The organism is Pseudomonas sp. Marseille-Q5299 (assembly GCF_943737035.1).
Classification (GTDB): domain Bacteria; phylum Pseudomonadota; class Gammaproteobacteria; order Pseudomonadales; family Pseudomonadaceae; genus Aquipseudomonas; species Aquipseudomonas putida_E.
This window is the reverse complement of sequence record NZ_CALSFR010000012.1, coordinates 148,093-160,144: the sequence shown is the minus strand read 5'-3', so window position 1 is coordinate 160,144 and position 12,052 is coordinate 148,093. Positions and strand designations below refer to the sequence as shown.

Annotated in this window: 10 protein-coding genes; 2 read left to right on the top strand and 8 right to left on the bottom strand. The window is 63.3% G+C overall.

All coding sequences use genetic code 11. The features are described 5' to 3' along the window. The first annotated feature begins 113 nt into the window (after positions 1 to 113). Positions 114 to 887 carry a transporter substrate-binding domain-containing protein gene (locus tag NGJ21_RS24595; protein ID WP_251962824.1) on the top strand — a complete coding sequence of 258 codons (774 nt, stop codon included), beginning with the start codon at positions 114 to 116 and terminating at the stop codon, positions 885 to 887. A gap of 63 nt (positions 888 to 950) precedes the next feature. On the opposite strand, the gene NGJ21_RS24590 is transcribed toward NGJ21_RS24595, so the two are convergent. Beyond that, positions 951 to 2,363, bottom strand: a complete 1,413-nt coding sequence (locus NGJ21_RS24590; protein WP_119688918.1) for a purine-cytosine permease family protein — start codon at positions 2,361 to 2,363, stop codon at positions 951 to 953. Positions 2,364 to 2,780: 417 nt separating this feature from the next. Here NGJ21_RS24590 and NGJ21_RS24585 point away from each other — a divergent pair, with 417 nt between their 5' ends. Next, on the top strand, positions 2,781 to 4,946 hold the full coding sequence (locus NGJ21_RS24585; RefSeq protein WP_204917796.1) for a response regulator: 2,166 nt from the start codon (positions 2,781 to 2,783) through the stop codon (positions 4,944 to 4,946). A 6-nt stretch (positions 4,947 to 4,952) separates the two neighbouring features. On the opposite strand, the gene NGJ21_RS24580 is transcribed toward NGJ21_RS24585, so the two are convergent. From NGJ21_RS24580 to NGJ21_RS24550, 7 genes are all read right to left on the bottom strand, one after another. Further along, complete coding sequence (locus NGJ21_RS24580) at positions 4,953 to 7,136, bottom strand: response regulator (protein ID WP_204917798.1); 2,184 nt, start codon at positions 7,134 to 7,136, stop codon at positions 4,953 to 4,955. Between the two features lie 105 nt (positions 7,137 to 7,241). Next, positions 7,242 to 7,805 (bottom strand): NUDIX hydrolase, encoded by a 564-nt coding sequence (locus tag NGJ21_RS24575; RefSeq protein WP_046785469.1) that lies wholly within the window; start codon positions 7,803 to 7,805, stop codon positions 7,242 to 7,244. Between the two features lie 2 nt (positions 7,806 to 7,807). Then, the gene (locus tag NGJ21_RS24570; protein ID WP_012314143.1) at positions 7,808 to 8,572 is read right to left on the bottom strand and encodes a GntR family transcriptional regulator; all 765 of its coding nucleotides are present in this window, start codon (positions 8,570 to 8,572) and stop codon (positions 7,808 to 7,810) included. A gap of 88 nt (positions 8,573 to 8,660) precedes the next feature. Then, positions 8,661 to 9,050, bottom strand: a complete 390-nt coding sequence (locus NGJ21_RS24565; RefSeq protein WP_012314144.1) for a carboxymuconolactone decarboxylase family protein — start codon at positions 9,048 to 9,050, stop codon at positions 8,661 to 8,663. 139 nt (positions 9,051 to 9,189) lie between these two features. After that, positions 9,190 to 9,675 (bottom strand): flavin reductase family protein, encoded by a 486-nt coding sequence (locus NGJ21_RS24560; RefSeq protein WP_039605333.1) that lies wholly within the window; start codon positions 9,673 to 9,675, stop codon positions 9,190 to 9,192. A 13-nt stretch (positions 9,676 to 9,688) separates the two neighbouring features. Then, positions 9,689 to 11,170, bottom strand: a complete 1,482-nt coding sequence (locus NGJ21_RS24555) for an aldehyde dehydrogenase (RefSeq protein ID WP_115275057.1) — start codon at positions 11,168 to 11,170, stop codon at positions 9,689 to 9,691. Further along, on the bottom strand, positions 11,167 to 12,000 hold the full coding sequence (locus NGJ21_RS24550) for an alpha/beta fold hydrolase (protein WP_046785467.1): 834 nt from the start codon (positions 11,998 to 12,000) through the stop codon (positions 11,167 to 11,169). Before NGJ21_RS24550 ends, NGJ21_RS24555 begins: the two co-directional genes overlap by 4 nt. Between the last annotated feature and the right edge of the window lie 52 nt (positions 12,001 to 12,052).

The window sequence follows — 12,052 nt, the reverse complement described above, 5'->3', positions numbered from 1 at the left end:
GAGCAGCAGCAGGAAAGTAGAGGGCTGGTGGCCCTAATTTTCATTGACGTTCCCCACCCTCGCTCTGCCCAGACCAATGGCGGCAGCGACCATGCTCACAAGGACCCGACCGCATGAAAGCTCCTTTGACCTTCTGCCTATTGGCAGCCATGACCGGTAACGCAATTGCCGCGCCCACCGCTTCGCGCCTTGATGAGGTCCTTCAGCGCGGTACGCTCAGGGTCTGTACGACTGGAGACTACAAGCCTTATTCGTCCCTGCGCGCGGACGGCAGCTATGAAGGTATCGACATTGCCATGGCTCAGTCACTGGCCAAGAGCCTCGAGGTGAACATCCATTGGGTGCCCACTACCTGGAAAACCCTGATGCCGGACTTTCTGAGCCAACGCTGTGACATTGCGGTCGGCGGCATTTCAGTGTCACTGGAACGGCAGAGGAAGGCATTTTTCAGTGAGTCACTGGGCGTCGACGGCAAGATCCCGCTGGTACGCTGCGCCGATGTGCGGCTTTATCAGACGGTGGCGCAAATCAACCAGCCCCAGGTCAGGGTGATCGAACCCGCCGGCGGCACCAACGAGGCGTTCGCACGCGCGCATCTTGGCCAGGCGCGCATACGTCTGCACGATAACGTGACGATTTTTGACGAGCTGCTGTCTGGCAAGGCCGATGTAATGATTACCGACGCCAGCGAAGCGCGTTATCAGCAGAAGCTCAAACCCGGGCTGTGTGCGGTCAACCCGGAACGCGCCATGCAGTACAGCGAAAAGGCCTTCCTGCTGCCCCGTGATGATGTGGCCTGGAAGGCCTACGTCGATCAGTGGTTGCACCTGAGCGTAGCCAACGGAAGCTACGACAGCATCACCGGGCAGTGGCTGGCGGCGCCCTGAGCTGTCACAACCGCCCGTTTCCAGGCGATTGTCATTGCGCCAGGCCCTGGCGCATCTGCCTGATCAGCTTGCGGCCGCGAGCTTGGCACTGGTCTGGCGACGGCGATAGGCACTGTCGCGGCTCGCCAGCCACCAGTACAGCGGCGAAGTGATCAGCAGGCCCACCAGCCAGGACAGGTCGGCACCGTTGATGTGCTCGGAGATCGGCCCCACGTACAGCGGCGTGTTCATGAACGGAATCTGCACCACGATACCCACTGCATAGGCGGTCAGCGCCTGCGGGTTGTAGCGCCCGTAGATACCGCCATCGACCTTGAAGATCGACTGGATGTCGTAGTCGCCCTTGTGAATCACGTAGAAGTCGATCAGGTTGATCGCGGTCCACGGCACCAGCACCACCAGCAACACCAGCACCATGTCGACGAAGTGGCCGATGAAGTCCGCCGAGGCGAACACCGCCACCACGCAGCAGGCCGCCAGCACGATCAGCGACAGTACCGCACGGCTCTTGGCTGTGGGGATCCAGCGGTAGGCGAAGGTCTGGATCAGGGTGATGATCGACAGCACTGCGCCATAGAGGTTGAGGGCGTTGTGGCTGATCACGCTGAGCAGGAAAAGCACCAGCATGATCGGGCCGAGGGTGCCGGTGGCGAGTTTGACCGCGTCCATGGTGTCCATGCCGGCGGGGATCGCCAGCACCGCCACGGCGCCAAAGATGAACGACAGGCTCGAGCCCAGTGCCGACCCAAGGTAGGTGGTCCAGAAGGTCGATGAGACCTTCACGTCAGCCGGCAGGTAACGCGAATAGTCCGACACGTAGGGAGCAAAGGCGATCTGCCACAGCGCCGCCAGCGACACGGTGGCCAGCCAGCCGGCCAAGTTGAAGCCCCCGCGGGTGAGGAAATCGTCGCTCTGCACGTGGGTGAAGATGTAGCCGAAACCGATCACGATGCCGATGCCCAGTACCCAGGTGCCGATGCGGTTGAGCACGTGGATGAAGCGATAGCCGATGATGCCGATGATCCCCGAGCCCAGCGCGCCGATGACGATACCTACCGGTACCGGCACGCTGTCTACCACGCCATGCAGCGATTTGCCGGCCAGGACGATGTTGGAGGCGAAAAAGCCGATGTACATCACGCCGGCGATCACCACCACGAGGAGTGCCCCGAGCGAGCCGAACTGGGCGCGGCTCTGGATCATCTGCGGGATGCCCATTTGCGGGCCCTGGGCCGAGTGCAGCGCCATCAGCACTCCGCCGACCAGGTGGCCAACCAGAATGGCGACGATGCCCCACAGCAGGTTCAGGTGAAACAGCTGCACGCCGAGCGCGCCGGTGACGATGGGCAGCGGCGCGATGTTGCCGCCGAACCACAGCGTGAACAGATCCCTTACCTTTCCATGGCGGTCTTGCGGGGGCACGTAGCCGATCGTGTGTTTTTCTATGAGGGGTGCCGAATTGGCTGCACTGGTCATGACTGACTCCAAGGCAAGGTTGGGCATCGGGTGCTGCCCGGGTGCGTGCCGGCGAAGGGCGACGCGTTCTTGTTGGAGCGATGATGCGGGGTGCGGGGGGAAGGAGAAATTAGTAAATATGTGCCCATAAACCTTAAAAAACCTAAGGCTGACAAAAGGTTAAGGGGCGAGTGGTAGCAAGGAGCGGGCCACCGGGCTGGGAGGCCCGGGTTTGGCCGGTTTGAGCAGGTATGCGTTCAAACGGGTGTGCGGTGTTGGTGCGAGCTGCCCGATTGAAGTGCATTAAGTTACATCGACAGCATCCAGTTCTGAATCAGGCAGAGGGGGAGTAATTAACGGCGAATCCCTGGGAACGAACTGTTTATTGCACATCTCTTATCCTCAGATGGATGGCAATATGCCCGGGACATCCCAGACATGAAACCGCTTCAACGACACGAAACCCCCAATCCGCTACCACACTTCCTGCTCAATGGCGGTGCCATCGGCACACTGCTGCAGACGATGGACTGGAGCGACTCGCCGCTCGGCCCGCCTGAAGCATGGTCGCCCCACTTGCAGGCGGTGATGGCCACATTACTGCCGGCCCAGGCGCAGTTCGTGCTGTTCTGGGGTGAGGCCTTTGCTGCGCTTTACAATGACGCCTATGCGCCGACCATTGGCAGCAAGCATCCCCACGCACTGGGGCGTCCAGGCAAGGAGTACTGGCGCGAACTGTGGCATGACCTCGAGCCGTTGCTGCGCGGTGTGCGTGAGACTGGCCAGACCTTCGCGGCTAAGGATCGCCCCTTTTATATAGAACGCCACGGATTGGGCGAGACGGTGTACTTCGATGTGTCTTATTCCGCGGTGCGTGAGGCCGATGGTACTGTCGGCGGCGTGTTGTGCCTGGTCACCGAGACCACCGAGCGGGTGCGCCTCCAGCAGAACCAGGCGTTCTTGCTGGAGTTGGGCCGCACGTTGCCCGGGCTGGGCGAAGCAGACCGCATCGAAGCCTATGTGGTGAGCCGCCTGGCCGAGCACCTGGGGGCGGCGCAAGTCTGTTTTGGCGAAGATCAGGGCGATGGCGCAGGTTTCAAGGTCGCGCACGATTGGGCTGAGGGCGTGCCATCGCTCGTCGGCCAACACCACTATGCGACTTACGGCGCATCGCTGCATGAGCAGTTGGCGGCAGGGCAGGTGGTGCAGCAAGCGCATGACAGCGCAACGTCACCCCTGAGCGGCCTATGTTCCACGCTGCATGTACCGGTGCTGCGTGGCGGTCGCCTGGAGGCCATGCTTGGCGTGCACTTTCATAGCCCGCGCCAGTGCCTTGAAGAGGAATGCCAGTTGGTGGCGGAAACCGCCAAGCAAGGCTGGGCGGCCATTACCCATGCCCGCGCAGAACGCGCCCTGCACCTGCTCAACGACAGCCTGGAGGAGCGCGTCACGGCGGCACTCGCCCAGCGTGAGGCTGCGATGCTGCAGTTGCACGAAGCGCACAAGCTGGAAATGATCGGGCAGTTGACTGGCGGCATCGCCCATGACTTGAACAACATGCTCACGCCTATCATCGCCTCTTTCGAGCTGCTGCGCCGGCAGCCGCACTCCGAACGTGCCCCGCGCCTGATCGACGGGGGGCTGCAGGCTGCCGAGCGTGCGCGCAATCTGGTCGGGCGGTTGCTCAGCTTTGCCCGCCGACAAACGCTCAAGCCACAGGCCGTGTCGTTGGCCGCTCTGGTAGAGGACATGCACGAGCTGCTGGCCCGATCACTGGGGCCGACAGTTGCCGTGCAGGTACAGATTGACCCAGCCCTGCCTGCAGTCCTCGTAGACCCCCATCAACTGGAACTGGCGCTGCTCAACCTTGCGGTCAACGCCCGCGACGCCATGGGCGACGGTGGCACCTTGAGGATCTGCGCAGGGCTTGAGGCCGACGGGCCCCCAAGGCCTGCGGGCCTCACTGAAGGGACGCTGGTGTGGCTGCAGGTTCGCGACAGTGGCAGTGGCATGGACGAAGATCAGTTGCGCCGCTGCGTCGAACCGTTCTATTCCACCAAAGGCGTGGGAAAGGGCACTGGTCTTGGCCTGCCGATGGTCCAGGGGCTGGCCGTACAGTCTGGTGGCGGCTTCCAGATACGCTCGCAGCAAGGGGAGGGTACCGTTGCCACGTTATGGCTGCCGAGCAGCGATGTGGCTGCGGTGTGTCGTGACAGTGAAATGGCCGAGGTGCCGCTTGCCGACGGTGCACTTCGGGTGCTGCTGGTGGACGACGAGGAGATCGTGCGCCATGCCACAGCGCTGCAGTTGCGTGAACTGGGTTATCAGGTGACCGAAGCCGCCAGTGCCGCTGCAGCGTTGCAGCTGGTGGAGAAGGGCTGGTGGCCGGATGTTCTGGTGACCGATCATGTCATGGCTGATATGACCGGGGTGCGGTTCGCTCAACGGATGCGCGAGCGTCAGGCTGACCTGCCAGTGCTGATCATTACCGGCTACGCCAACCTGACACCGCGCGAACTCAAGGGCTTCGAGGTGTTGCGCAAGCCGTACCGGCGCGCAGAACTGGCGCAGAGTGTGGCGCGCTTGCTTACCGGCAAGCCTTGACAGCCATCAGGGCCCCAGCACCTTCCCAAGCAGCAGGCATACCTGCTCTGCCGAATAGGGCTTTGCCAGGAATGTGAACCCCTCATGGCCGCCTTCGGCAATCGCGTCGCTGTAGCCGGAGGTGAGGATCACAGGCAATTGCGGGCGCTGGCGGCGTAGCTCGCGGGCCAGGGCCAAGCCGCCCATGCCGGGCATCATCACATCGGAAAATACCGCATCGAAATCTTCCGCCGCGCCGTCCAATTCCCTCAAGGCCTCTTCCGCAGAGTTCACCCAGCTGATCCGGTAGCCGTGGTCTTCGAGGATCTGTGCGGTGAAAGTGCCCAGGTCCGGGTCGTCCTCCACCACCAATATTCTTCGCCGCGCGCCACTCACCAGCGGTTGGCTGGCCTCTGCGGCCGCATTGGCCTGCTCGGCAGGCTGTTCCACTTGTGGTAGGTACAGCGTAAAGGTGGTCCCTTGGCCCTGGATGCTGGCTACCTCTACATCGCCCCCTGATTGCTTGGCGAAGCCGAACACCTGCGACAGTCCAAGCCCTGTGCCTTCGCCGGGCGCCTTGGTGGTGAAGAACGGGTCGAAGATACGGTCGAGCAACTCGGCGGCGATGCCGACACCGCTGTCCACCACCGAGATGGCGGCAAACGGCCCTGGGTGCTCTTGATGATCGCGCAGGCCAGACATGCTTTGGTTGGGCAGCAGGCGCAGGTGCAAGGTGCCTTCGCCAGCCATGGCATCACGGCCGTTGAGCATCAGGTTGATCACTGCGGTTTCCAGTTGGCTGAGGTCGGCGCGGATGTGGCATGGCGTCGATGGCAACTCCAGTTTTACCTGGACCCGCGCGCCCGTAGCGGCATCAAGCATGTCGGCCATGGCCTGCAGGCGCGATCCGGCTTCGAGTACTTGGGGGCTCAATGCCTGACGACGGGCGAAGGCCAGCAGCTGGCCGGTCAGCTTGGCGCCGCGGTCGACCGTGTCGGTCATGGTCTTGAGATAGCGTTCGCGACGGCTTTCGTCGAGGTTCGGCCGCTGCAGGAAGTGCAGTGACGAGCGAATGATCGTCAGCAGATTGTTGAAGTCATGGGCCACGCCACCGGTCAGTTGGCCGATGGCTTCGAGCTTCTGTGCCTGGCGCAGGACCGCTTCGGTGTGCAACAGCTGAGCGGTGCGTTCTTCGACCCGGTGTTCCAGGCTGGCGTTGAGCGATTCCAGTGCGGCCAGCGCCTCGCGCACTTCGGCATGGGCCTGGACCCGCTGAATATGCGCCCAGCAACGTTCCGTCACTTCTCCGATCAGCGCCTGCTCGTAAGGCGACCACCGCCGTGGCGCCTTGTCGTGGATGGCCATCAGCGCGGTGAGTCTGCCTGCCTTGATCAATGGCATGCAGATGGTTGCGGTAATGCCAATGGCCTGAAAGGTGGCGGCTTCCTCACTGGGCAGTTCGCTCAGGTTGTCGGTTATAACCAGCGGCAGGCCATTGCGCAGCCGGCTGACCGCCAGGCGGCCAAAGTCGCCCAGGCGGTAGTGGCCCACCAACCGTGGCGAGCCGGGTGCTACAGAGTCGCCGCAGATGGTGAAGCCATCTTGGTCTGCATCCATCACGGCGTACGCACAGCTGGACAGCTGCAGGTGCTCCACCAGCATGCCGGTGGTGATGGTCATTACCCGGTCCGAGTCGGTGGCATTGGCCACCGCCCGGCCCAGGTCGTCCAGAAACGCCAGCCGCTGGTTGGTGACCACGCTGGCGGTCGTTTCGGTGACTGTGTCGAGCATGCCCACCACTTCGCCGTTCTGGTCGCGGATAGGGCTGTAGCAAAAGGTGAAGTAAGCGCACTCCGGGCCACCGTTGCGGTCGATGGTCAGCGGGAAGTCCTCGATATAGACGGCTTCACCGCCCAAGGCGCGTTCGGCCATGGCCTCGATGTCGGCCCAGGCTTCCTGCCATACTTCGCGAAACGGCTTGCCCAACGCTTGCGGTTTTTTGCCAAGAATTGGCAGGAATGCGTCGTTGTGCAGGGTGAGCAGGTCTTGCCCCCAGAGAATTGCCTGAGGAAAGCGCGAGGCCAGGCACAGGGCCACGGTGGTCTTGAGTACGTCAGGCCAGGTCTCGATCGGGCCCAGGGAGGTGGTGCTCCAGTCGTGATTGCGAATGCGTTCGGCCATCAGCCCGCCGCCGTCCAGCCATTTAGCCATGTGTGCTCTGCCCATCCTTCTGCCGGGGATGATAAGGGTGCACCGAGAATAGCGGATTGGCGAGGGCTTTATGCAGCCTGCACCGGTGATGAGGCCGCAGCAGGCTCAACGAATGAAGTGCACCTTGCCGGTGTCGTCATTGCCCATGTAGATCCCGTACACCCCAGCCTGCCGCTCGAGGATGTAACGCTCGAGAATCTGCCGTATCGCCGGGTAGTAGATCTCTTCCCAAGGGATCTGGTCGGGTTCGAAGAACGTGTAGGTCAGCGTCTCGGGCCCGTACTGCCCGGTTTCCTCGGTAGCGATGGCGCGAAAGATGATGTACACCTCGCTGATTTTCGGCACGCTGAAGATCGAGTAGGGCGAGACGATTTCGGCACGCACACCGCTTTCCTCCCACACCTCACGCAGCGCTGCCTGCTCGGTGGTTTCGCCGGCCTCCATGAACCCGGCCGGCAATGTCCAGGTGCCTGGGCGGGGCGGGATCGCCCGCTGGCACAGCAGGTACTTGCCATCGCGCTCGATGATGCAGCCGGCGATGATCTTCGGGTTGATGTAGTGGACATAGCCGCACCCGGTACAGTGCAGGCGCTCGTGGGTGTCGCCGTCGGGAACGCCCCGGGCCAGTTCTGTGGTGCAGTGCGGGCAGTAGCGCGGGGCGTTGGGCATGGTCAGCGGCCTATGCGGGGTTCTATACGGGGTTCCTTGAGGGCCAAAGGCTCGACCATGTCGCGCACCTTGGTGTTGTCGTCCTGCTTCTGGCGCAGGTAGTCCAGCGCCACCTTGGCGGCGGCCCGCACATGATCGACCGAGGCCTGGTGGGCGACCAGCGGGTCGCCACTCTTGATGGCGTCGACGATTTTTTCCATTTCAAGGTTGCTGGCGCCACGGCGGTTTTGCTGCGACACCGAGGTGGCGCGCAGGTAGCTGATGCGGGCCTGCAGCTGGCGCAGCTGTTGCGCTGCGACCTGGTTGCCGGAGCCTTCGAGCAGCACTTCGTAAAAGCCTTGCACCGAGTCCAGCACCTGTTGCAACTCGCCTTCCTCGAGAGCCTCGCGGTTGACCTCCAGCGCCCGCTCCAGGGCCCGGATGTCCTTGGCTTTGGCATTGAGGGTGAACAACTGGACGATCAGGCCTTCGAGTACACAGCGCAGCTCGTAGATATCGCGGGCGTCTTCCAGGGTGATGATGGCCACGCGTGGGCCCTTGGCATCGGCGAATTCCACCAGGCCTTCGGACTCCAGGTGGCGCAGGGCTTCACGCACCGAGGTACGGCTGACGCCGAGGCGGTCGCAGAGGTCGCGCTCGACCAGGCGATCGCCCGGGAGCAGGTGGAAATTCATGATCGCGCCGCGCAGTTTGTCGAGCACGATTTCACGCAGTGTTACGGGGTTGCGGTTGACCTTGAAGCTGTCGTCGAGTGGCTGGCGTTTCATCAGGTGCGCTCTTTATGAGGCTGTTTCGCCAACATCGCGGAACACCCCGAACCGAGGTGCTCCCTGCAGTGGTTCGAACAGCCCGTTGTTAACGGGTTGACTCCGCATCGGCTTCGGCGAACGCCTCGCGGGCCAGGCGGAAACTGTCCACCGCCGCGGGCACGCCGCAATAAATGCCGACCTGGAGCAGGATCTCGCGAATCTGTTCACGGCTCAGGCCATTACGCAAGGCGCCGCGAATATGCAGCTTGAGCTCGTGGGGCCGGTTGAGCGCGGAAATCATGGCCAAGTTTATCATGCTGCGCTCTTTGAGCGACAAGCCATCGCGGCCCCAGACATGGCCCCAGCAGTACTCGGTAACCAGCTCCTGCAAAGGCTTGGTGAAGTCGTCCGCGTTCTGGATCGAGCGGTTGACGTAGTCCTCGCCCAGCACCTGCGTACGGATCTGCAGGCCTTTTTCGTACTTTTCGTTGCTCATTGCCTAGCTCCGAATCAAAAGAGGGGCCGCAACCAAGGGTGAGAGGGTCGCGCGGCCCCTGAAAAAGAAGTATCGGGGCCGCTTTGCGGCCCAATCGCCGGCAAGCCGGCGATCGGGCTGCGCAGCAGCCCCAAGGGCATCAGCCCAGCGGCGGCAGGGCGCCCAGTTTGCCTCTGTGATAGACCATCGGGGTCACCGGGTCAGCGGGCAGCACCAGGTTTTTCACCGCGCCGACGATGATCGCGTGATCACCGCCGTCGTATTCGCGCCACAACTCGCACTCGATGATCGCCGTGGCCTTGGCCAGCAGCGGGTTGCCCAGCTCGCTCAGGTGCCACTCGATGCCCTTGGCCTTGTCCTTGCCTTTGCCAGCGAAGGCATAGGCCTCGGCGGTCTGCTCGGCGGACAGCAGGTGGATCGCGAACTGCTTGCTGTCCCGCAGGATCGGGTAAGTATCAGAGGCGTAGTTGGGGCAGAACAACACCAGCGCCGGGTCTATCGACAGCGCACTGAACGCGCTGGCGGTGATGCCGACAATGGCGCCGTCGGCGTCCAGGGTGGTGACCACCGTGACCCCGGACGGGAAGGAGCCCATCACGTCTTTGTAGATGCCTGGTTCGATCATCGTGTATTACCTCTTAGCGCATCACAAACGGGTCGGGCATCGGCGCGGTGGACAGGTTGATCCACACGGTCTTCAGCTCGGTATAGGCCAGCACCGAATCGATGCCGCTTTCACGGCCGTAGCCGCTGTTCTTGAAGCCGCCGATCGGTGCCATGGCCGACACTGCGCGGTATGTGTTGACCCAGATGATCCCCGAACGCACGTCACGGGCCAGGCGGTGGGCACGGCCCAGGTCGCGGGTCCAGATGCCGGCAGCGAGGCCGAACTGCGAGTCGTTGGCAATGGCCAGGGCCTGTTCCTCGGTCTTGAAGCGGATGACCGCAGCGACCGGGCCGAACACTTCTTCCTGCATGATGGTCATCGAGTTGCTGTCGCACTCGAACAGCGTCGGCTCGTAGTACCAGCCTTCGCCCTCGACTTCGGCACGCTTGCCACCCATGTGCAACTTGGCGCCTTCAGCCTTGGCCGCAGCAACCAGGCCTTCGACCACGGCCAACTGCTGGGCGGTGGCCATCGGGCCCATTTCGCTGGCTTCGTCCTGGGGGTTGCCGATGCGGATGCGCTTGGCCCGCTCGATCAGGCGGGCAACGAACGCGTCGAAGATCTCGTCCTGTACCAGCAAACGTGAACCTGCCACGCAGCTTTGCCCGGAGGCGGCATAGATGCCGGCCACAGCGCCGTTGATGGCACTGTCCAGGTCGGCGTCGGCGAAAATGATGTTCGGCGACTTGCCGCCCAGCTCCAGCGACAGTTTGGCGAAGTTTTCGGCACTGCTGCGCACCACGTGGCGAGCGGTAGCGGCGCCGCCGGTGAAGGCGATCTTGCGCACCAGCGGGTGGCGGGTCAGCGCAGCGCCGGTGCTGGGGCCGTAGCCGGTGACCACGTTGACCACGCCCGGCGGGAAGCCAGCTTCCAGGGCCAGGCGGGCCAGCTCGAGGATGGTCGCCGAGGCATGCTCGGAAGGCTTGAGCACGATGGTGTTGCCGGCGGCCAGGGCTGGCGCCAGCTTGATCGCGGTGAGGTACAGCGGGCTGTTCCACGGGATGATCCCGGCCACCACGCCGATTGGTTCGTGCACGGTGTAGGCGAACAGGTCCGGCTTGTCCAGCGGCAGGGTGCCGCCTTCGAGTTTGTCGGCCAGGCCCGCGGTGTAATGGAAGAACTCCGGCAGGTAACCGACCTGGCCACGGGTTTCGCGGATCAGCTTACCGTTGTCACGGCTTTCCAGCTGAGCCAAATGTTCTTTGTTCTCGGCAATCAGGTCACCCAGCTTGCGCAGCAGTTTGCCCCGCGCAGTGGCGGTGATGCTGCGCCAGGCTTTGCTGTCGAACGCACGCTGGGCGGCCTGGACGGCCAGCTCCACATCGGCTTCATCAGCGTCGGGCAGTTGCGCCCAGGCCTGGGCGGTGGCCGGGTTGAGGCTGTCGAAGGTCTTGCCGCTCTGGGCATCGAGCCATTGGCCGTCGATGCACATCTGGAAACGAACGAGGGTCATGCAACAATCCCCTTGGCGGATTCGGTGAGGGTGCGGGCTTGGCTGAGGAAATCCAGAAGCATCTTGTTGACTTCACGGGGTGCCTCCACCGGCATCATATGCCGTTGCTCGGCGAGGACCACACTTTGCGCGCCAGGAATGCTGGCAGCGAGCTGGCGGGTCATGGCCGGGGTGGAGCCCGAGTCGAGTTCGCCGGTGGCGATCAGTGTCGGCACCTGAATGCTGCCCAGGTCACCAGCGCGGTACATGTCCTGGGTGGCGAACAGCGAGTAAGTGGTGTGGTAACCCTGCGGGTCGTTGCTCGCCAGTACCTGGCGAATCGCGGCGACCTGCGCCGGGTTGGCTGCCTTGTATTCCCGGCTGAACCAGCGGTCGAGCGCGGCGTCGACGTTGGCGTCGGGGCCTTGCTGGGCAGCCTGGGCCGCGCGTGCGATGACGCCGGCGCTCTGTTCCGGGCTGCGATTGAACACGCTGTTGAGTACCACCAGCGCAGACAAACGCTGCGGGTAGTTCAGGGCGAAGGCGCGTGCGACCAGGCCACCCATGGAGAAGCCGATCACGGTCGCCTGGGCGATCTGCAGGTGGTCGAGCAGTTCTGCCAGCTGGGCGGCGTAGCCTTCCAGGCCGGTGTCGGCGGCAGGCAGTGCGCTCTGGCCATGGCCGAGCATGTCGTAGGCAATGACGCGGTAGTCGTTGGCCAGGCCCACGAACTGCCCGCCCCACATTTCCTTGTTCAGGCCCACGCCGTGGATCAGCACCACGGGTTGGCCCTGGCCTTGGGCCAGGTAACTGGTCCCGGCCGGTGTACGTTCAGCGACAGGCTGAATCATGGAGGGCGCTCCTTGAAGGTCGGGCGCGGCGGGTAAGCACGCCACGCCCCGG

Excerpts from the sequence above, each read along its gene's own strand:
- NGJ21_RS24565 (WP_012314144.1), bottom strand. The coding sequence starts at position 9,050 with ATGAGCAACGAAAAGTACGAAAAAGGCCTGCAGATCCGTACGCAGGTG.
- NGJ21_RS24550 (WP_046785467.1), bottom strand. The coding sequence starts at position 12,000 with ATGATTCAGCCTGTCGCTGAACGTACACCGGCCGGGACCAGTTACCTG.
- NGJ21_RS24570 (WP_012314143.1), bottom strand. The coding sequence starts at position 8,572 with ATGAAACGCCAGCCACTCGACGACAGCTTCAAGGTCAACCGCAACCCC.
- NGJ21_RS24555 (WP_115275057.1), bottom strand. The coding sequence starts at position 11,170 with ATGACCCTCGTTCGTTTCCAGATGTGCATCGACGGCCAATGGCTCGAT.
- NGJ21_RS24580 (WP_204917798.1), bottom strand. The coding sequence starts at position 7,136 with ATGGCTAAATGGCTGGACGGCGGCGGGCTGATGGCCGAACGCATTCGC.
- NGJ21_RS24560 (WP_039605333.1), bottom strand. The coding sequence starts at position 9,675 with ATGATCGAACCAGGCATCTACAAAGACGTGATGGGCTCCTTCCCGTCC.
- NGJ21_RS24585 (WP_204917796.1), top strand. The coding sequence starts at position 2,781 with ATGAAACCGCTTCAACGACACGAAACCCCCAATCCGCTACCACACTTC.
- NGJ21_RS24595 (WP_251962824.1), top strand. The coding sequence starts at position 114 with ATGAAAGCTCCTTTGACCTTCTGCCTATTGGCAGCCATGACCGGTAAC.
- NGJ21_RS24590 (WP_119688918.1), bottom strand. The coding sequence starts at position 2,363 with ATGACCAGTGCAGCCAATTCGGCACCCCTCATAGAAAAACACACGATC.
- NGJ21_RS24575 (WP_046785469.1), bottom strand. The coding sequence starts at position 7,805 with ATGCCCAACGCCCCGCGCTACTGCCCGCACTGCACCACAGAACTGGCC.